Annotated in this window: 19 protein-coding genes and 1 pseudogene; 5 read left to right on the top strand and 15 right to left on the bottom strand. The window is 53.3% G+C overall.

The annotated features are described in order from the left end of the window. Window positions 1-172: 172 nt before the first annotated feature. A complete protein-coding gene (locus MUG06_RS14700; protein ID WP_215845709.1) occupies window positions 173-481 on the top strand; it encodes a PTS lactose/cellobiose transporter subunit IIA in 309 nt (102 codons plus the stop codon). A 22-nt stretch (window positions 482-503) separates the two neighbouring features. Here MUG06_RS14700 and lysA read toward each other — a convergent pair whose 3' ends face one another. Next, on the bottom strand, window positions 504-1,760 hold the full coding sequence (lysA, locus tag MUG06_RS14695) for a diaminopimelate decarboxylase (protein ID WP_243079043.1): 1,257 nt from the start codon (window positions 1,758-1,760) through the stop codon (window positions 504-506). 123 nt (window positions 1,761-1,883) lie between these two features. Between lysA and MUG06_RS14690 the strand changes: the two genes are divergently transcribed. Beyond that, window positions 1,884-2,804, top strand: coding sequence for a LysR family transcriptional regulator (locus tag MUG06_RS14690; RefSeq protein ID WP_243079042.1), 921 nt, complete (start codon window positions 1,884-1,886; stop codon window positions 2,802-2,804). On the opposite strand, the gene MUG06_RS14685 is transcribed toward MUG06_RS14690, so the two are convergent. Next, on the bottom strand, window positions 2,801-3,964 hold the full coding sequence (locus MUG06_RS14685) for an MFS transporter (RefSeq protein ID WP_243079041.1): 1,164 nt from the start codon (window positions 3,962-3,964) through the stop codon (window positions 2,801-2,803). The genes MUG06_RS14690 and MUG06_RS14685 overlap by 4 nt on opposite strands. 366 nt (window positions 3,965-4,330) lie before the next feature. Here MUG06_RS14685 and MUG06_RS14680 point away from each other — a divergent pair, with 366 nt between their 5' ends. Further along, window positions 4,331-4,957: a serine protease gene (locus MUG06_RS14680; protein WP_243079040.1), complete on the top strand. Its 627-nt coding sequence runs from the start codon at window positions 4,331-4,333 to the stop codon at window positions 4,955-4,957. On the opposite strand, the gene MUG06_RS14675 is transcribed toward MUG06_RS14680, so the two are convergent. The 7 genes and pseudogenes from MUG06_RS14675 to xerD form a co-directional block, all read right to left on the bottom strand. Further along, complete coding sequence (locus tag MUG06_RS14675; protein ID WP_243079039.1) at window positions 4,958-5,452, bottom strand: cupin domain-containing protein; 495 nt, start codon at window positions 5,450-5,452, stop codon at window positions 4,958-4,960. It lies immediately after the preceding gene. A 71-nt stretch (window positions 5,453-5,523) separates the two neighbouring features. Continuing rightward, a pseudogene (locus tag MUG06_RS14670) lies at window positions 5,524-5,631 on the bottom strand (aminomethyltransferase); the annotation flags it as partial. Window positions 5,632-5,962: 331 nt separating this feature from the next. Then, a complete protein-coding gene (lysS, locus tag MUG06_RS14665; protein WP_215845699.1) occupies window positions 5,963-7,483 on the bottom strand; it encodes a lysine--tRNA ligase in 1,521 nt (506 codons plus the stop codon). 9 nt (window positions 7,484-7,492) lie between these two features. Beyond that, window positions 7,493-8,591 (bottom strand): peptide chain release factor 2 gene (prfB, locus tag MUG06_RS14660; RefSeq protein WP_243079038.1). Its coding sequence is split into 2 segments (ribosomal slippage): window positions 7,493-8,515 and window positions 8,517-8,591, totalling 1,098 coding nucleotides; the frame shifts between segments, so codons are not numbered across the junction. Between the two features lie 605 nt (window positions 8,592-9,196). Beyond that, entirely contained in the window at window positions 9,197-10,933 is a 1,737-nt protein-coding gene (recJ, locus tag MUG06_RS14655) for a single-stranded-DNA-specific exonuclease RecJ (protein WP_243079037.1), read from the bottom strand. Window positions 10,934-10,936: 3 nt separating this feature from the next. Then, window positions 10,937-11,650 (bottom strand): bifunctional protein-disulfide isomerase/oxidoreductase DsbC, encoded by a 714-nt coding sequence (gene dsbC, locus MUG06_RS14650; RefSeq protein WP_215845698.1) that lies wholly within the window; start codon window positions 11,648-11,650, stop codon window positions 10,937-10,939. A 21-nt stretch (window positions 11,651-11,671) separates the two neighbouring features. Next, window positions 11,672-12,565 (bottom strand): site-specific tyrosine recombinase XerD, encoded by an 894-nt coding sequence (gene xerD, locus MUG06_RS14645; protein WP_243079036.1) that lies wholly within the window; start codon window positions 12,563-12,565, stop codon window positions 11,672-11,674. Window positions 12,566-12,667: 102 nt separating this feature from the next. Between xerD and fldB the strand changes: the two genes are divergently transcribed. After that, entirely contained in the window at window positions 12,668-13,186 is a 519-nt protein-coding gene (gene fldB / locus MUG06_RS14640) for a flavodoxin FldB (RefSeq protein ID WP_215845696.1), read from the top strand. Here the strand turns inward: fldB and MUG06_RS14635 are convergent. Then, the gene (locus MUG06_RS14635) at window positions 13,178-13,603 is read right to left on the bottom strand and encodes a protein YgfX (RefSeq protein ID WP_215845695.1); all 426 of its coding nucleotides are present in this window, start codon (window positions 13,601-13,603) and stop codon (window positions 13,178-13,180) included. The genes fldB and MUG06_RS14635 overlap by 9 nt on opposite strands. After that, entirely contained in the window at window positions 13,578-13,844 is a 267-nt protein-coding gene (gene sdhE, locus MUG06_RS14630; RefSeq protein WP_215845694.1) for an FAD assembly factor SdhE, read from the bottom strand. Before sdhE ends, MUG06_RS14635 begins: the two co-directional genes overlap by 26 nt. Window positions 13,845-14,085: 241 nt before the next feature. On the opposite strand from sdhE, the gene ygfZ reads away from it, so the two are divergent. Then, a complete protein-coding gene (ygfZ, locus tag MUG06_RS14625) occupies window positions 14,086-15,072 on the top strand; it encodes a tRNA-modifying protein YgfZ (RefSeq protein WP_243079035.1) in 987 nt (328 codons plus the stop codon). Window positions 15,073-15,697: 625 nt separating this feature from the next. On the opposite strand, the gene MUG06_RS14620 is transcribed toward ygfZ, so the two are convergent. From MUG06_RS14620 to MUG06_RS14605, 4 genes are all read right to left on the bottom strand, one after another. Further along, entirely contained in the window at window positions 15,698-16,663 is a 966-nt protein-coding gene (locus MUG06_RS14620) for a sugar-binding transcriptional regulator (RefSeq protein ID WP_243079034.1), read from the bottom strand. Between the two features lie 121 nt (window positions 16,664-16,784). Then, the gene (locus MUG06_RS14615) at window positions 16,785-17,642 is read right to left on the bottom strand and encodes a phosphogluconate dehydrogenase C-terminal domain-containing protein (RefSeq protein WP_243079101.1); all 858 of its coding nucleotides are present in this window, start codon (window positions 17,640-17,642) and stop codon (window positions 16,785-16,787) included. Further along, a complete protein-coding gene (locus tag MUG06_RS14610) occupies window positions 17,642-18,454 on the bottom strand; it encodes a TIM barrel protein (RefSeq protein ID WP_243079033.1) in 813 nt (270 codons plus the stop codon). Before MUG06_RS14610 ends, MUG06_RS14615 begins: the two co-directional genes overlap by 1 nt. Then, window positions 18,454-19,230, bottom strand: coding sequence for a triose-phosphate isomerase family protein (locus MUG06_RS14605; protein WP_243079032.1), 777 nt, complete (start codon window positions 19,228-19,230; stop codon window positions 18,454-18,456). The genes MUG06_RS14610 and MUG06_RS14605 overlap by 1 nt, the downstream gene beginning before the upstream one ends.

Genomic DNA, 19,230 nt, shown 5'->3' with positions numbered 1-19,230 from the left:
TCCTCAGAGATAAAAGATCAGCATTCCTGTATTGGTCGATATCTTCCCTGTCATTGGCATACCAAAATGACGATTTATCTCATCCGTTTCTGTGACCGAACTCGCGGAAACTCTTTTTGGCATTCCAGTAAGATAAAAAACACCAATTTGGCATACCAAAAGCGAGAATCGTATGGATTTTGAACAAACCATGATGGAATTACTGATCAATGCTGGGGAAGCGCGATCTCAAGCCATGATGGCGATCCAGTTTGCGCGCAAGCGTGAATGGGCAGCCGCAGACGAAGCGCTGTTAGCCTCGTCAGAAGCCGCCAAGGGCGCTCATCATATTCAGACGCAGTTGATTGGTGTCGATGAAGGTTGTGGCAAAGTGCCGGTGACGTTGATCCTGGTGCATGCCCAGGATCATTTAATGAATGCGATGTTGTGTCGGGATCTGGCGGAAGAGTTAGTGATGCTGCGCAAAGAGATGTTTAGCTGAGCCTCGAGGCTACCATGCAGCGTTAACCCAGCTCCAGCGCCAACAGTTCCTGGATAGTTTGCGCCCGGCGAATTTCGCGTGGTTTTCCCTGCTCAAACAGCACTTCCGGGATCAGCGGGCGGCTGTTGTAATTAGAGGACATCGACGCGCCGTAAGCGCCGGTATCGTGGAAGACCAGATAATCGCCGACCTGCGCCGCAGGCAGCGCACGGGTTTCCACTTTGCCGCCCTCTAGCTGAGTAAATACATCGCCGGATTCACACAGCGGGCCAGCCACCACGCACTCAACACAATTCTGCTCATTGATCTGGCGATCGTCGCCCGCCATCAGTGAAATGTGGTGATAACTGCCGTACATCGAAGGACGCATTAAATCGCTGAAACCGGCATCCACCAGCACGAAATGACGGCTGCCCATCTCTTTCACTGCGCGTACCTGAGAAACCAATACACCGGATTCTGCCACCAAAAAACGGCCAGGCTCGATCTCCAGTTTCACCGGATGCCCTAAATGCGCAGCAATACGCTGGCGTGCGGCATCCCACAAGCCAAAGTAGTGCGCGGTATCAATCGCCTCTTCATCGTAGCGATAAGGAATAGATAAGCCACCGCCCGCTGAGATCGCTTCCAGATCCTGACCAAACTCAACGACCTGATTGACCATCGCGTCGCACACTTGTTGCAGGTGTGCGTAATCTACGCCAGAGCCGATGTGCATGTGAATACCAACTAAACGCAAGCCATATTGCTGGATGGCCGCCAGCGCCAGCGACAAATCGGCATGCCAGATGCCGTGTTTGCTGTTTTCACCGCCGGTATTGGTTTTTTGGCTGTGACCGTGACCAAAGCCAGGGTTAACCCGTAACCAAACCGCATGACCTGGCGACACGTTACCCAGCTGATGCAACATATCCACTGAACCCGCGTTAACGGGTACTTTCAGCTCCGCAATACGTGCCAGCGTTGGCGTATCAAAGACATCAGCAGTAAAAACAATTTCATCGCCGCCCGCTTGATAACCGGCTGCCAGTGCGCGCTCAATTTCGCCCAGCGACACCGAATCGACCTTCACACCCGCTGAATGCATCAAACGCAGAATATGAATATTTGAACTCGCTTTCTGAGCAAAACGTACCACGTCAAACGCGTGCAGCTGTCCAATTCGCGCCAGGATAACCTGCGCATCGTAAGCCCAGAAAGGGCCGCTGTACTGACGCGCCAGAGGCAGCAGATTTGCGCGGGTTAAGGCTGTTTCGGTGTTATCTAACGGACGTGGCATGATAATTCTCCTGTGGCAATTCGCTGGCTATGCGCGGCTTATTCTTTTATTAAGCCAGAATCGCACCATGCCGAAAAATATCTGTTTAAATAGCATCTATGCAGAATGGATATAGGTAAGCGTGTGGCAAAGATTAACTGGCGACATATAGAAATTTTTCATGCGGTGATGACCAGCGGCAACTTAACGCAAGCTGCCACGCTGCTGAATACGTCTCAACCCACCGTGAGCCGAGAACTGGCACGGCTTGAGCAGCAGTTAGGATTGCAACTTTTTGAACGCGTGCGCGGGCGTTTACAGCCCACGGTACAAGGGCTGCGGCTGTTCGAAGAAGTGCAGCGCTCATGGTATGGGCTGGATCGCATTATGGATGCCGCCGAAGGTTTGCGGCAGTTTCGTCAAGGCGAGTTATCGATTGCCTGCTTGCCGGTGTTTTCACAATCGCTGCTGCCGCCGTTGTGCCAACCCTTTCTACAGCGTTATCCCGACGTCAGTATGAATATCATCCCGCAGGAATCGCCGCTGCTGGAAGAGTGGCTTTCAGCTCAGCGCTACGATCTTGGCTTGACCGAAACCCAACACGCGCCAGCGGGTACCGAGCGTCTGGCGCTGCTAACGTGCGATGAAGTCTGTGTATTGCCGAAAACCCATCCGCTGTGTCAGCGTGATTGCCTTACGCCGCAAGATTTTGCCGGAGAGAATTATGTCAGCCTGTCACGTACCGACAGCTATCGGCAATTGCTCGACACGCTGTTTCATGAGCAAGGCGTAGAACGTCGGTTGGTGCTGGAAACGCACAGTGCGGCATCGGTATGTGCAATGGTAAAAGCGGGCGTGGGAATTTCAGTGGTGAATCCGCTGACGGCGCTGGATTACGCCGACAGCGGAGTGGTAATGCGCAAGTTCAGTATCGAGGTGCCGTTTACCGTTAGCCTGGTAAAACCGCGTCATCGACCGGCATCGGCGCTGCTGGATGCTTTTATCAGCCACCTGCAATTGCAAGTGGCCGACTTTCCAGCACGCATCGCTGCGCGGCTGACTTAAGCCTGTACGGTGGCAGCGGCGCCACCCGATTTGCGGAAGGTAATCAAACAGATCACCAGGCCAACCGCCGCCAGCGCTGCCGCTGCGACCGGCACTGCCGTTAAGCCGTAACCACGACCAATAACCGCGCCACCCACCCAAGCACCCAATGCGTTACCCACGTTAAAGGCTGAGATGTTCAGGGTTGAGACCAGGTTTGGCGCTTCTTTACCGTGGCGCACGACATTGATTTGCAATCCCGGCACCGTGGCAAATGTTGCCATCGCCCACAGGAACAAGGTAATTTCCGCCAGCCACAGCGCATGACTGGTCCAGCTAAACAACAACGAGAACAGCGCAATCAGTGAAAAACTGAGGATCAGGCTAAAAGAAACTTTCCAGTCCGCCAGTTTGCCGCCAAGAATATTCCCCACGGTTAAGCCTGCGCCAATCAAGAAGAGTGTCCAGCTGACGCCGCGATTAGTTATGCCCGTCACCTGCAGCAACAGCGGAGCGATATAGCTAAACAGCGCAAACATTGCTGCCGCGAAAAATACCGTCATCAGCAGTGATAGCCAGAGTTTGCCGTTCGCCAGCGCACCGATTTCACTCGCCAGATGAACCGGTTTTTCCTCTTTATTGGTGGGTAAGCTGATAATCAGTCCGATGAATGCCAGAATCCCGATGATGGCCACGCCCCAAAAGGTTGCACGCCAGCCGAACAGTTGACCGAACCAGGTTCCCAACGGCACACCTAATACGTTAGCCAGGGTTAAACCGGTAAACATCAGCGCCACCGCCGAAGCCTGCTTACTCGGTGCCACCAAACTGGCCGCCACCACCGAACCGATGCCAAAGAAAGCACCGTGACACAATGCGGTAAACACCCGCGCCATCATCAGCAGGTTGTAGCTGTAAGCCAGCGCACACAGCACGTTGCCAATGATAAAAATCACCATTAACAAAACCAAGGTGCGTTTACGCGGCAGTTTTGCGGTTAACAGCGCCATGATCGGCGCGCCGATCGCCACGCCCAAGGCATAGCCGCTGATCAGCCAACCCGCCGACGGAATTGACACCTGTAAATCGCCCGCCACTTCCGGTAGCAGGCCCATGATCACGAACTCAGTGGTGCCGATGGCGAACGCACTCAGCGCCAGCGCCAATAAAGCAACAGGCATAACACTCTCCCAATAAAATTGAAAACGCAGGCGATCCACGCAAGATTTTACGTGGTGCGATGGACGCTTATTAAAATTTGATCTTCGTCACGGTGTGTATTAAATCATAGCCTTCTCTTCTCATACACCCTGATGCCTGCAAAGCTCATTTGCCTGGTACGCAACAAACGCGATAAAAGCTGATTTATTAAGCCTTCATGTCTGTCGACTAAGACAGATTAGCGTTTCCACGCTACGCTAGATAACGAGTTGGCTACGACCAATCGCCACTTTTTCATGCGTTATCAATCAATAAAGTTATAGCGTTGCCGATACCCCTAATGGATTGCCAGGTGATGTAATGTGAATCTGACATGGGGAAAGAGAATGCAACGGCTTATTGCCTTAATGGTATTTGGCTTAACTGGCTGCTCGGTCGGTCATTATGAGTACAGTAAGGAAGCAGCGAAACGCGTCGATATGACCATAACCGGCATTCCAACCGTGTTGGGCTTAGGCACACTCGGCACCACCATTCCGCTGACGGCAGATTACAGCCTGACCGCTGCGCATGTGGCTAAGTTTTCGCTTTACCGGGTGAAAGCCTGGCATCCCGAATGTGATCTGGCGGTGGTTTACCACAAAAACAGCGAAGCCAATCTTCCGCCCATTTTCCGTAACAGCCACATTGGCGATCGCGTCAATCTTTACGGCTACAGCTTTATCTCGGCGCTGCCGGTCAGCTCTAGCGGACAGAACCTGATTAATACCACCTTAGCTAACACCTGGAATAAAGCCGCTTGCGTTGTCGTGGCCGCGAATGCGGGCGTGGTGAAAGGCATGTCAGGCGGCGCGGTGTATAACGCCTCCGACGATACGCTCGCGGGGGTGATTGTCGGCTACAGCGACCGCATCAATGACAACCAGAGCGGCAAGGCGTTATACAAAAATGTGGCGCTGTATGTGCCCTATGCACGTTTTGAAACCTGGCTGAAACAGGCGGTAAAATCCTGATTATTGCTTGTCAGGCAAACCGTTATGATCGCCCATATTCTGTTCCGGCGGATTTAGCCAGTGATCTTCACGCGTGGCTTCATAGACGGGATTAAGGGGATAGCTGATCTGGTTGTCCGGTTTGTTTACTTCACCCACCACTAAAAAGTGGGCTTCAGCTTCGCTGTTGTTGATAAAGGTATGGCAGATGCCGGTGCCTGCCGGAAAGGCCACCGCGTCACCGGGCGTGAGTGGATAGAGTTCACCATTGATCCAGACATCCGGCGATCCCTGAATAACGTACACGAACTCTTCTTCGAGACGTTCGGCATGGGGATAGGACATTCTGCGGCCTGGCAGCAGCCGTTCATGATGGATACCAAGACGAGTCAGCCCCAACTGGCGCGCCAGCGGTGCGCCAATCGACATTAACTCTTCGCTATCGGGATAGTGCTCATTGTCTTCGCCTTCCAGCTCACGCCAGTGGCGAATAAAGTCGGGACGCTGCTTGCTCATGTTTATCGGCTCCAGAGTTGAAGTGTTCAGCCTGGCAGATGATGGGATGTTGCTCAAGATAGGGAGAGATTGTGCGGGTGGCAATTGCGATGCGGTTCTGTGCAGTCCAGCAATTCATAGCGACGTGCATCGCCCGCTGCCATAAAGGTATCGTGCACGCCCGGCGAAGTATCGGCCAGTCGCTGTTCATGCAGCGAAAGCTGATCCCAATGTTGTCGAATACGGCCTTCTAACGATGCCGGTTTTGCGCTCATTACAAATCCCTGAAAAACAAAAGTCTCATCCTGCACAGAGCGCGCCGGAATGTCATCAGGAATTTAGTTTGATGTGTCCCCCACCTCAATCCTCCGCCATAAAGGGGAAAGGATGCTGCCACAGGTGAGTAATGACACTGTATGGAGCAGCGTCTCCTGCCCCGGCAGATGGAGAACAGCGCTCAGAGCAGCAAAACGCACGCATAAAAAAGGCCGGGAAGCGTCCCGGCCTTCATCAACAGCGGTTCAGCAAAAATTACTTGCCGGTTGGGCGCAGCGCTGGGAACAGAATCACGTCGCGGATGGTGTGGCTGTTGGTAAACAGCATCACCATACGGTCGATACCAATGCCTAAACCGGCAGTTGGTGGTAAACCGTGTTCCAGCGCAGTAACGTAATCTTCGTCATAGAACATCGCTTCGTCGTCACCGGCATCTTTTGCATTAACCTGTTGCAGGAAACGTTCAGCCTGATCTTCCGCATCGTTCAACTCCGAGAAGCCGTTACCGATTTCACGACCACCGATGAAGAACTCAAAGCGGTCAGTGATTTCTGGGTTGTCGTCATTGCGACGCGCCAGTGGTGACACTTCAGCCGGATATTCGGTGATGAAAGTCGGCTGGATTAGATGCGCTTCTGCGGTCTCTTCAAAGATCTCAGTCACTACGCGGCCTAAGCCCCAGCTTTTCTCAACTTTAATGCCGATTGACTGCGCAATCGCGACCGCTTTGTCAAAATCTTCCAGGTCGGTCAAATCGGTTTCCGGGCGGTATTTTTTGATCGCTTCGCGCATGGTCAGCTTTTCAAACGGCTTACCAAAGTCGAACTCTTGTTCGCCGTAAGGCACTACAGTGGTGCCCAGCACATCTTGTGCCAGCGTGCGGAACAAACTTTCCGTCAGTTCGATCAAATCTTTATAATCCGCATACGCCATATAGAGTTCCATCATGGTGAACTCAGGGTTATGACGCGGCGAAATACCTTCGTTACGGAAGTTACGGTTGATCTCAAACACGCGATCAAAACCGCCAACCACCAAACGCTTCAGATAAAGCTCCGGCGCAATACGCAGATACATATCGATATCCAGCGCATTGTGATGGGTGATAAAAGGACGCGCAGAAGCACCGCCTGGGATCACCTGCATCATTGGGGTTTCCACTTCCATAAAGTCACGGCCAACCATGAACTGGCGAATACCTGCCATGATTTGCGAACGAATTTTGAACGTGTTACGTGATTCATCGTTAGCGATGAGATCAAGGTAGCGCTGGCGATAACGCGTTTCCTGATCGGCAAGGCCATGGAATTTGTCTGGCAGCGGACGCAGTGCTTTGGTCAGCAGGCGCAGTTCAGAACAGTGAATCGACAGCTCGCCGGTTTTGGTTTTGAACAGCTTGCCGCGGGCACCGAGGATATCGCCAAGGTCCCATTTTTTGAACTGCTCGTTGTAGATGCCTTCGGCCAAATCGTCACGCGATACATAGAGTTGGATACGGCCACCCACATCTTGCAGGGTAACGAACGAGGCTTTACCCATGATGCGGCGAGTCATCATACGACCCGCGACACTGATCTCGATGCCGAGATCCTCCAGCTCTTCGTTGCTCTTCTCATCGTAGCTGGCGTGCAGCAGATCAGAAGTGGTGTCACGACGGAAATCGTTAGGAAACGCCACGCCGGTTTCACGCAGCGCGCCAAGCTTCTCGCGACGTGCTTTCAGTTCATTATTTAACTCAAGTGCGACGTCAGCGCTCTGCGGTTGTTGTTCAGACATGTCGGTTCCTTATAACCCTGCTTTTAAACTTGCTTCAATGAATCGATCCAGATCGCCGTCCAGCACCGCTTGGGTGTTGCGGGTTTCAACGCCGGTACGCAAATCTTTGATACGTGAATCATCGAGAACGTAAGAACGGATCTGGCTACCCCAACCGATGTCGGATTTGTTGTCTTCCAACGCCTGCTTCTCGGCATTTTTCTTTTGCATCTCAAGCTCATACAGCTTCGCCTTCATCTGCTTCATCGCTTGATCTTTGTTTTTATGCTGAGAACGGTCGTTCTGACATTGCGTCACGGTATTGGTTGGAAGGTGGGTAATACGCACCGCGGATTCAGTACGGTTAACATGCTGACCACCCGCACCCGATGCGCGGTAAACGTCGATACGCAGATCGGCTGGGTTGATTTCGATATCAATATCGTCATCCACTTCCGGGTAAATAAAGGCCGAGCTGAATGAGGTATGACGACGACCACCCGAATCGAACGGACTTTTACGCACCAGGCGATGCACGCCCGTTTCAGTACGCAACCAGCCAAACGCATAATCACCTGAAACACGAATCGTGACCGATTTAATTCCGGCTACGTCACCTTCAGATTCTTCAATAATTTCAGTTTTGAAGCCTTTGGCTTCAGCCCAACGCAGATACATACGCGCCAGCATGCTGGCCCAGTCCTGCGCTTCGGTGCCACCAGAACCGGCTTGCAAATCGATATAGCAGTCAGCGCTGTCATATTCGCCAGAGAACATGCGGCGGAATTCTAATTCGCCCAGCTTGCCTTCCAGCACATCCAGTTCGGTAACGGCTTCGTTAAACGTTTCTTCGTCGTCCGCTTCTACCGCCAATTCCAGCAAGCCCTGTACATCTTCCAGGCCTTGAGTCATTTGGTCGAGGGTTTCAACGATAGCTTCCAGTGAGGAGCGCTCTTTTCCCAGCGCCTGTGCGCGATCTGGCGTGTTCCAGACATCTGGCTGCTCCAGCTCGGCGTTTACTTCTTCGAGGCGTTCTTTCTTAGCATCGTAGTCAAAGATACCCCCGAAGAACGTCGCTGCGCTCGGTGAGGTCTTGAATACGGTTTTTAACCGGGTTGATTTCAAACATGGCTTTAGCGTCTTTTTAACGTTCGATGGGTGAGAAATTAACGCATAAGTTTACCCGAAATCGACGCCAGTTTGTAGCGCTGAGACCGTCTGCGACGGGAAGGCATTTCGCCAACCTGAACAACAGGAAAAAATTCGCGCTTAATTATTGGAAACATCAGAGATGTTGCTTTACAGATAATTAAGGAAAAACCTGTTTCACAGACCGCGTTATGCTAAAAGCCACAAGAAAAGCCTGCATTTTTTACGGTTAAAAGGACACCCACCTAAAAAAAGTAGCTGAAAAATAAATAAAAAATGAATGTCGGGTTTTCAAATTACGTTTTATCGATGAAAAACCCATAACACCCAGCAAGATCCAATAAAACATCCACACGCGTCAAAAACGGTTTTCTTATCTTCTGTTTTCAATCGTCAATTCAACATGTAAGCAACGGATGCCGCCCTCAACACGGAACGACTTTTTAGCCAATACCACGTGGACGGATGAAACACTTCATTCGAAGTGATGAAGTGTGTATATCTCTGTTCTTTAGTACCCTGCCACTCGGAGCACGTCGAATTTCATCTGTCTTGTTTCTTTTTGGCGTGCGGGCGCGCTCTTTTTTAGCCCAGCGGCCACAGATGATCAATAATCAGCTGAACCGTCCGGTTGCCGCGATACTCATTGATATCGAGTTTGAACGCCAACTCGACATGACGCACGCTGCTGTCCGGCCACAAGGTGGTATCAACGTTAAACGCGATGCCATCAATCAGCGGCCCTCCATCCAGCGGCTCAACCATCACTTTCAAATGGCGCTCGCCAACCAAACGCTGTTGCAGTAGCTTGAATTTTCCGTCAAAGGCGGGTTCAGGGAAAGCTTGTCCCCAAGGCCCCGCTTCACGCAGCATTTCTGCGGTTTGCAGCGAAAAATCCGAAGGATGCAGCGCACCATCCGACCAGATAATGCCCTGCAAAGCTTCCCCCTTCAGCCACTCACCTACCAGCTCGGCAAAGCGCTGCTGAAACTCGTCGTAACGCGCCTCTTCCAGCGACAATCCTGCTGCCATGGCGTGGCCACCAAACTTCAACATCATGCCAGGATAAAGCGTGTCCAGCCGCTCCAGCGCATCACGCAGATGCAAACCGGCAATCGAGCGGCCCGAGCCTTTCAAGGTGCCGTCTCCGGCAGGGGCAAACGCAATGACCGGACGATGAAAGCGCTCTTTTAACCGCGAGGCCAAAATCCCCACCACGCCCTGATGCCATTCAGGATGATAAAAAGCCAACCCCAGCGGCAAATCGGTTTGTTCGCGCTCTAATTTCTGACACAGCGCCAACGCCTCGCTTTGCATCCCCTGCTCAATCTCTTTCCGCGTTTGATTAAGCGCATCGAGTTCGCTGGCCAGCATGCGTGCCTGGCTGAGATCGTCGGTGAGCAATAACGCCACGCCAACTGACATATCATCCAGCCTTCCTGCGGCATTCAGGCGCGGGCCGAGCGCGAAGCCCAAATCGCTGGCCACCAACTGGCGTGCCTCACGATTAGCAATTTCCAGCAGTGCGCGAATGCCAGGACGGCATTTCCCCGCGCGGATGCGGCTTAAACCTTGCCACACCAAAATACGGTTATTCACATCAAGCGGCACGACATCGGCCACCGTGCCGAGCGCGACTAAATCCAGCAAACCGGCCAGGTTTGGCTCCGCTCGCGCCTCGCCGAACCAGTTAAGTGACCGTAAATGCGCACGCAGCGCCATCATTAGATAAAATGCTACGCCAACGCCCGCCAGCGAACGCGACGGGAATGCACAATCATTCAGGTTGGGATTAACGATGGCATCAGCGTCCGGCAGCGTTTCACCAGGCAAGTGGTGGTCGGTAACCAGCACAGGAATGCCATGCTGATGGGCATATTCCACACCCGCATGTGACGAGATGCCGTTATCAACCGTCAGGATCATTTCAGCGCCACGCGTACGCGCCTGTTCGACCACTTCAGGGCTGAGTCCATAACCATCTTCAAAACGGTTTGGCACCAGATACTGCACGTTGCCGCCGCCCATGCTGCGTAATGCCAATACGGTTAGCGCGGTGCTGGTTGCGCCATCGGCGTCAAAGTCACCCACTACCATAATACGGCGACCATCCAGCAAAGCTTGATGCAGCAGCGCAACCGCTTTATCGATGCCGGTTAATGCCTGAAAGGGCAGCAAATTTTTTGCGCCGCGTTCCAGATCGACCGGATCGCACACGCCGCGCTGCAGATAAAGACGCTTTAAGAGCGGCGGAAGATCCGCCGGTAAATTGTCCGCGATCTGCACCTCGCGGCGACGCAATTCAACTTCTTTATTCAACACCGGTTAACCACCACGTTTTTGACTATCCAGTACTTGCTTCAGCTCTTTCGGGCCTTGATAACCAGGGATCATCATGCCGCTGTCGGTAAGAATCGCAGGGGTTCCCTGAATTCCGAACAGAATGCCCAGCTTGTAGTGCTGCTCGATATCGATATTACAGGAGTCGGGTGCAGACATTTTTGGTGAATCGCCCTTCATGGCTTCATCAAAGGCTTTATTGCGATCGGCGCTGCACCAAATCGCTTTCATGGCGGTTTCAACCTGCCCTTGCACACCTTCACGCGGGAACGCCAGATAACGTACGGTGATGCCCAGCGCGTTGTAATCCGCCATTTGCTCATGCAGCTTGCGGCAATATCCGCAGGTAATGTCGGTAAAAATCGTCACGACGTGCTGCTCTTTCGGCGCTTTATAAATGATCATTTGTGGAACCAGCGCTTCCACTTTTTTATCCAGCAGCTTGTTGGTTACGTTAACAGGCTGCGCTCCGCTCACGTCATACAGCGGACCCTGGACCATATGTTTGCCATCGTCGGTCACATACAACACGCCGCTTTCGGTGAGCACCGTTTTAAACCCTGCCACAGGCGCGGGTTGAATTTCAGCTTGCTGGATGCCTATCTTTTTTAACGATTGCTGTATGGCGGCGTCGTCAGCCTGAGCCAGACCGGAAAAGGTGCCAGCCAACAGGGCCAGCATGGCAAAATGCTTGTTCATCGTCTTCCTTATTTCCGCCGGTTATGCACGCGGATGATGTTGTTGGTGTAACAGACGCAGGCGCTCAGTCGCGACATGCGTATAAATTTGAGTGGTCGAGAGATCGCTGTGACCCAGCAACATTTGTACGACACGCAAATCGGCCCCGTGGTTCAGCAAATGGGTCGCAAATGCATGGCGCAGCACGTGTGGGGAGAGCTTTTCGCTGTCAATGCCCGCTAGCGTGGCATAGTGCTTGATGCGATGCCAGAAGGTTTGCCGCGTCATTTGCTGCGCACGATTGCTAGGAAACATCACATCCAGCGTCTGCCCATTCAGTAGCCACGGCCGACCGTGATCCAGATAGTGCTCGATCCAGTAAACCGCTTCTTCACCTAAAGGCACAAGTCGCTCTTTATTCCCTTTACCGATCACGCGTACCACGCCCTGACGCAGGCTGATATCGCTCATGGTCAAGCCAACCAGTTCGGTAACACGCAGGCCGGTGGCGTAAAGCAGCTCCAGCATCGCTTTGTCGCGTAGTTCCAGCGGCACATCAATGTTGGGTGCCTGTAACAGGCGTTCAATCTGCGCTTCACTGAGATCTTTTGGCAGCCGCTGCGGTAATTTGGGCGCAGAAAGCATGGCGCTGGGATCATCCGTACGCAGCTTCTCACGGTAGAGATATTGAAACATGCGCCGCATGCAGCTCAGCAGACGTGCTGAACTGGTGGCTTTGTAGCCGCCTTCAACGCGCTCAGAGAGAAACTGCTGGAGATCGAGTGCGCTGACGTTGAGCAGCGTGAGCTTATGATGCCCAAGCCAGCTGGTCAGCGTTTGCAAATCCTGACGGTAAGATGACAAGGTATTTTGCGCCAGATTACGCTCTATCCAGAGCGCATCAAGAAACTGTTCTGTCAGTTCGCTGTCTTGCACGTTATCCCCGCCATTCGATGTGAAATCGTGCTCATTATGCCTGATTCAAATCCACTTCTGATACAATTGCGCCAAAGTCAGCCTAAACAGAGCATTAACTGCATGAAGATCGGTCTTTTTTACGGTTCCAGTACCTGTTACACCGAAATCGTAGCGGAGAAAATGCGTGATTTTATTGGTGAAGAGTTGGTCACGCTGCACAACGTAAGGGACGACGATCCCAGCCTAATGGAGCAGTATGATCTGCTTATTCTGGGCATTCCGACCTGGGATTTCGGCGAGTTGCAGGAAGACTGGGAAGCGATTTGGCCGCAATTACCCGGGCTTAACCTGCAAAACAAAATTGTCGCGCTGTACGGCATGGGCGATCAGATTGGCTACAGCGAATGGTTTCTTGATGCGCTAGGCATGTTGCATGATCTATTGCAGCCAATGGGCGTGCGCTTCGTGGGTTACTGGCCGCTAGAGGGTTATGAATTTACCAGCCCGAAACCGCTTACGGCTGACGGTAAACAGTTCGTGGGTTTGGCGCTCGACGATGTGAATCAGTTTGAAGTGACCGACGAGCGAGTCGAACAGTGGTGCGAGCAGGTGTTAACCGAAACTGCCGAGCTATTTTAACGGAGCCGTTGCAGCCGGTTCGCTGAGACAGCAGGCGCGTAAGACGCGCCATTCAGCGGGCTGCATGTTGTCTTGCATCAGCCACATCCGCAGCTGTTTTCCCTGCTCACTCTTTCCCACCAGCAGCACCGCGTTGGGTAACCAGCGCAGCGGCTGTTGCAGCTGCCAGCGGATGCCTTGCCAGCACCAGCAATGCGCGCTTTCCCGTTGCAGCCAGCCCTCTCTTTGACGTAAGCGACGATCATTGCGCCACCCTTCCCAAAGCATTAATGCTAACAACGCCATCTTGAAGAGCACCCCGTTTTCAGCCGCAGGCATAAGCGCAACAAATATCATCGCGCCGCTTAACAGCACCCACTGTATATGGCGTGCGCGGCGCGAAGGGTGCAGCTTACATTGCCACTGGGCCACGTTCACGATTACGCTGCTGGATAAGATTTACCATCCGCTTCAGTTCAGGATCGCTGGGTTCACCGTGATTCATCATCCAGTTAAACAGATCGGGATCGTCACTTTTTAATAACGCGATAAAGACCTGCTTGTCGATGTCCGACAGCGAGTCAAATTCGTACTTGAAGAACGGCATAATAGCGATATCCAACTCCAGCATGCCACGACGGCAAGCCCAGTGAATGCGCGATTTTTCATGAATATCCATGCGTCAATTTCCACAGTTCAAACAATGACGGCTAGTGTAACCTGGATTCCGTTGGGCTGCAGGCGCTCCACACAGTGCTGTGCAGCAGGCCGCAATTTATGACTATGATTTTCAGGGTTATCACGCGATTTGTGCGGCGTTTTCGGTAAACAGGTTGCAATGCCTCCCGGCTCTTTTAACATTGAAGACATTACAGTGAAAAACACCGTTTCGGATGAACCTTTCAACTCAGGATATCCCCATGCCTACTTATACCTTACCGCCGCGCCAACCTGCCGCGTCGTCACGTCTGCCTTTAACGCTGATTTCGCTCGAGGCTTGGGCATTGGTTTCTGTTTATGGCGCTGACAGCACCAGTTATCTACAAGGTCAGCTAACGCTGGATGTCGCTGGACTGGACGCCGCGCATCACTCGTTGGCGGCGCACTGCGATGCCAAGGGCAAAATGTGGAGCAACCTGCGTCTGTTTCATCGCGGCGAAGGTTACGCTTATCTGGTTCGACGCGAGTTGCGCGACACCCAGTTGCCAGAGCTGAAAAAGTACGCGGTGTTCTCCAAAGTGACGCTAACCGCTGATGATGACGCCGTGCTGCTGGGCGTCGCGGGTTTTCAGGCGCGCGCCGCCTTAGCCAATCTGTTTGACACGCTGCCAGACAGTGAAACGCCGGTGGTACAGCAGGGCGAAACCACGCTGCTGTGGTTTGCGCATCCGGCGGAGCGTTTCTTAGTAGTGACTTCGCTGGAACAGGCCGAAGTGCTGAAACAGAAACTGGCAGATGATGCGCAGTTAAATGACAGCACCCAATGGCTGGCGCTGGATATTGAAGCCGGTATTCCGGTGATTGACGCCGTGACCAGCGCGCAATTAATTCCGCAGGCGACAAATCTGCAGGCGTTGGATGCCATCAGCTTTAAGAAAGGCTGTTACACCGGGCAGGAAATGGTGGCGCGCGCCAAATATCGCGGCGCTAACAAGCGTGCACTTTACTGGCTGGCAGGCCAGGCAAGCCATATCCCGGCGGCGAGTGATTCACTGGAACTGCAAATGGGCGAGCGCTGGCGCCGTACCGGCACCGTGCTTAGCGCTGTGCAGTTGGATGATGGCGAATGTTGGATGCAGGTGGTGATGAACAACGATCTTGAGCCAGACAGCGTGTTGCGGGTTGAAGGTGATGAAGGTGGCAAGCTGACTATTCAGCCGCTGCCTTATTCATTAGCCGAGGGTTAACGCTGCCTGGTTGCGAATCAAGCTGCATGTGGCAGCGTCTCCTTCCCCTATTTATGCGGGAAGGTCGGGATGGAAAACAGCCAGCACAACCCAATAAAGTCAGTCGTCGCTTGTCCCCCACCTCTGTCCTCCCCCACATGTGGGGGAGGAAGATGCTGCCAGATGCGAGTAGTGAAGCTGCATGTGGCAGCATCTCCTTCCCCCATTCATGGGGGAAGGCCGGGATGGGGGACAGCCAGCACAACCTAATAAAGTCAGGCGTCGTTTGTCCCCCACCTCTGTCCTCCCCCACATGTGGGGGAGGAAGATGTTGCCAGATGCGAGTAGTGAAGCTGTATGTTGCAGCGTCCCCTTCCCCCATTCATGGGGGAAGGCCGGGATGGGGGACAGCCAGCACAACCCAATAAAGACAGGCGTCGTTTGTCCCCCACCTCACTCCTCCCCCACATGTGGGGGAGGAAGACGCTGCCAGATGCGAGTAGTGAAGCTGTATGTTGCAGCGGCTCCTTCCTCCCTTTATAAGGGAGGAAGAGGCTGCCACATGCGAGTAGTGAAGCTGCATGTTGCAGCGTCTCCTTCCCCCATTCATGGGGGAAGGCCGGGATGGGGGATAACGCGCAGAGGACTACTGCGTCATATTCAAAATGGTGCGGATATTCTGCGCGGTAGTAGCAATAATATCGATCGCACCCGTACGCAAAGCACCAAGAATCGCCAAGGCTTTGGTGTTCTCTGAAGCAATTGCAATCACGCAGGGGATCTTGCGTAACTCATCAATGCTCAAGCCAATAACCCGGTCATTCATCACCGTGTCAACGTGCTGACCCTGCGAATTGAAAAAGTCGTAGCCCGCGATATCACCGGTCACGCCCTGGTTCAGGCTGGCATCAATGATTTCGTGCGGACTAAACCAGCCCAATTTGACCATATAACTGTTTTCATTCATGTCACCGATACCGACCAGCGCGATATCCGCTTTACGCGCGCGATCCAGCGTCTCTTTAATGGTGCCGTTCTGCATAAAAGCTTCTTTCAACGCACGGTTTTCCACATACGCCGGGGCATACAGCGTTTCGCTAATACCACCAAATTTTTTCGCCAATCGACGGCTGATATGGTCGGCATTGATCGCATCGCCGGGCCGATGTGTACCGCCAATGCCGCTGATAAAGTGGCAATTACGCGTTGGCACCTGGCCAGGATGATCGGCAATCGCCGCCACGTTGCGCCCTTGACCTACCGCAACCACTGAATTTTCTTTCAATGATTGCTCAAGATGGGTCGATACCAGCGCAGCCAGTTGGCGACGTTGCTCATCGCTGTCCTGTAAATCCAGCGCAATCAGCGCACGTTGTAACTGGGGAAAACGATCAAGAAGTTGTTGCTCGAGGCGGGTACTGAACACCGGATGGTAACGCACATTAATTTCAACAATGCCCTCTTCCCGGGCGCGTTTCAGCAATCTTCCGACTTTGATGCGTGAAATGCCAAACTTACGCGCTATCTCTTCCTGGGTAGTTTCGTCCTGATAATAGGCGACCGCGATTTCCGTCAGCAGTTCTGAATCCTGAGAAAGCGTGTGTTTTTCCATGCGTTATCTGTCTCGCAGTGAGTTACCTGACTAAGCACAGGCGTTTCAGGAGGGGATTTATATCACTGATGCGGCTCAAATCGCCAGGCATAGGCAATATGAGCCGCGACAACTTCACAGATTAACGACGAATAGCATCGATTTTCAGCATGCGGGCAATCACGATATCGAGTTCTTTCTGATCGAAGATCTGTTTCCAGTCTGGCTTAACGATTTTCTCGCGGCCATATTCCATGGCGATCATGCAGGCATCGGAGAACGGGTTGGTAGCGCGGAATGCAACAGCCAAGGCAATCTGAATATGGCCATACAGCATCGCTTTAGCTGCTTCTTCCGGCACGCCGCTGTGCTTAACGGTTTCATCCAGCGCTTCTTTCATGAAGGCACCCACCATGCAGGCCACGGTTTCAACCAGCGTAGGCTCAAGGTAAGCCAATTGGGTAACGGTAACCCAATGTACCTGCTCAACCGGGCCATACATCACGCTGATGACGTTGCTCAGTTCCGCTTTCTGCTCGTCGCTGCCTGCTTCATAAGAGGCCGCAACGTGCTGAATAGCCGCAATGCCACCAAAGGCGTCGGCGTGCTCCTCTTTGGTATAACGCTCCAGGAACACGGAGGGATGACAGGGATGCGCCACGGCGTAATCAATGTCATCGCGGTGTGCAATCAGGTTGGCATAGGCCGCTGCGGGATCAAGGGTTAACAGCACCGCATCTTTCTTCATCTGCGGTACAACGCCTTCCGACACTTTACCCAAGACAATATCCGGCACCGCCAGAATCACAACATCACTCAAGGGGACAACGGAAGCTGCATCGGAAAGCTCACGGCCCTGCGCGGTAACTTGCTCCTGCGCCTTGGGTGAGTTCTCGCAATAAAAGACCTGGTAATCACTTTTCTGGAAGTTGGCAGAAATGCGCATGCCCATTTTGCCGCCTGCGCCAATCACGGTGATGGTTTTTAATTGGTTCATTATTATGACTCCTGAGCTTGTTTACTACGTAAGAATTCCACGGTGCGAAGTGTCCACTCGGCTTCACGCTGACAGGTGATCGCTGCATCTTCCTGCCACGGTAGCCAGTGTTCGACGATTTGATTGATGCCTTTTTCTGCCGGGCGCACGCTGGCAATCATCCGGTCATAGTCGAGTAAGCCGTCCCCCATCAGACAACCGGCGTAGGTGAATCCCACCCAACCGTCACGACGGGAAAATGCAAAATCTTTGATGTGCAGATTACCGACGCGTGCAGCGGTGTTGGCGATAACCTGTTCCGGTAGCTCCAACCCAGCGACGCAGTTGGCGGGATCAAGGCAAACGCCAAGCCAAGGTGACGGAAATTGATTGATCACCGACATCATGTCGGCGGTCTTGACCTGCTCGTAAGTTTCCAAACACAGCATCACCTGCTGGCGCTCATAGTCCGGCAGAATGACGCCGATCAACTGCGCGGCCTCTTCCAATGACGGACGATGGCTGGCGGTATAGAACATGGAGCGAACAACGTGGGCATCCAGAATATTGGCCATATGCAGATAACGTTGCAGATGGGCCGTACCCAGACCGCGAGTGCCCAGTTCCAGTGTGATGCCCAGCGCATCGGCCTGCTGACGCAACGCCTGTAGCTGTGCATCGGGCCAACTCTCGATCGCCGGATAATCACAAATTTGAAAGACAGAAACATCAAGCGCGGCCGTTTGCTCCAGCATCTGCGCCAACGTTAACGGCTCCGGCACTTGCGATGACATGCGCCAGAAAAAAGCATACGTGCTGAGTCCGATACGGCTCATTAACGGATCTCCTTAAGCAGCGCGCTGGCTTCATCAACGATTTGCGCCAGCGCTTTGGGATCGTGGGCGAAACGCCCGAGAAACAGTCCATCGACATCACCCGCCAGGCGCTGAATCAGGCCGGGGCCGGCGCTGCCGCCGTAAATCACCTGCAAATCGATGCCATCGGGTGTTTGCAGGTCACGCAAACCGGCACACACCGCGCGAATGTAGCTGTCCGGCGCGGGTTGCGGAGCGCCAATCGCCCATTGCGGTTCGTAAGCGAAGAACACGCTGCCCTGCAAACCTTGCTGCCCGGCATTGGCCAGGGCCTCAGCAAGCTGCTGCTGGCACAGCGCAATCGCCTGCGCCGGTTCGCCTTCTTGCTCTTCACCGATGCACAACACCGGCGTTAAACCGTGGCGTAAAGACATCGCCACTTTGGCCGCGATCTGTGTTTTGTCTTCATGGAAATGACGACGGCGCTCAGCATGACCAATCTCAGCCAGCGAACAGCCCAACTCCTGCAACATGCTGGCGCTGACTTCACCGGTCCAGGCGCCATTTTCTGCCTGGCAGACATCCTGGCCGCCAAAGCGAACAGGCGTATCGGCAAAAATCTCGGCAACCGCCGGAATAGCCGGATAAGCCGGTAACACAAACAGCCCAACCTCACCTTGCTGGATGGCTGGATGACGACGCGCCAGCTCGGCGACGTCACGGCACCATGTCAGCGTTTGCTGATAGCTGAAGTACATTTTCAGGCTGACGCCCAGCCAGATGGCAGGTTGAGACAT

The sequence above is a fragment of the Pantoea sp. MQR6 genome (assembly GCF_022761075.1).
Taxonomy (GTDB): Bacteria; Pseudomonadota; Gammaproteobacteria; order Enterobacterales; family Enterobacteriaceae; genus Pantoea; species Pantoea phytostimulans.
This window is presented reverse-complemented; position numbering and strand designations above follow the sequence as displayed.

Excerpts from the sequence above, each read along its gene's own strand:
- MUG06_RS14700 (WP_215845709.1), top strand. The coding sequence starts at position 173 with ATGGATTTTGAACAAACCATGATGGAATTACTGATCAATGCTGGGGAA.
- lysA (WP_243079043.1), bottom strand. The coding sequence starts at position 1,760 with ATGCCACGTCCGTTAGATAACACCGAAACAGCCTTAACCCGCGCAAAT.
- MUG06_RS14685 (WP_243079041.1), bottom strand. The coding sequence starts at position 3,964 with ATGCCTGTTGCTTTATTGGCGCTGGCGCTGAGTGCGTTCGCCATCGGC.
- MUG06_RS14680 (WP_243079040.1), top strand. The coding sequence starts at position 4,331 with ATGCAACGGCTTATTGCCTTAATGGTATTTGGCTTAACTGGCTGCTCG.
- MUG06_RS14675 (WP_243079039.1), bottom strand. The coding sequence starts at position 5,452 with ATGAGCAAGCAGCGTCCCGACTTTATTCGCCACTGGCGTGAGCTGGAA.
- lysS (WP_215845699.1), bottom strand. The coding sequence starts at position 7,483 with ATGTCTGAACAACAACCGCAGAGCGCTGACGTCGCACTTGAGTTAAAT.
- dsbC (WP_215845698.1), bottom strand. The coding sequence starts at position 11,650 with ATGAACAAGCATTTTGCCATGCTGGCCCTGTTGGCTGGCACCTTTTCC.
- fldB (WP_215845696.1), top strand. The coding sequence starts at position 12,668 with ATGAAGATCGGTCTTTTTTACGGTTCCAGTACCTGTTACACCGAAATC.
- sdhE (WP_215845694.1), bottom strand. The coding sequence starts at position 13,844 with ATGGATATTCATGAAAAATCGCGCATTCACTGGGCTTGCCGTCGTGGC.
- ygfZ (WP_243079035.1), top strand. The coding sequence starts at position 14,086 with ATGCCTACTTATACCTTACCGCCGCGCCAACCTGCCGCGTCGTCACGT.
- MUG06_RS14620 (WP_243079034.1), bottom strand. The coding sequence starts at position 16,663 with ATGGAAAAACACACGCTTTCTCAGGATTCAGAACTGCTGACGGAAATC.
- MUG06_RS14610 (WP_243079033.1), bottom strand. The coding sequence starts at position 18,454 with ATGAGCCGTATCGGACTCAGCACGTATGCTTTTTTCTGGCGCATGTCA.
- MUG06_RS14605 (WP_243079032.1), bottom strand. The coding sequence starts at position 19,230 with ATGTCTCAACCTGCCATCTGGCTGGGCGTCAGCCTGAAAATGTACTTC.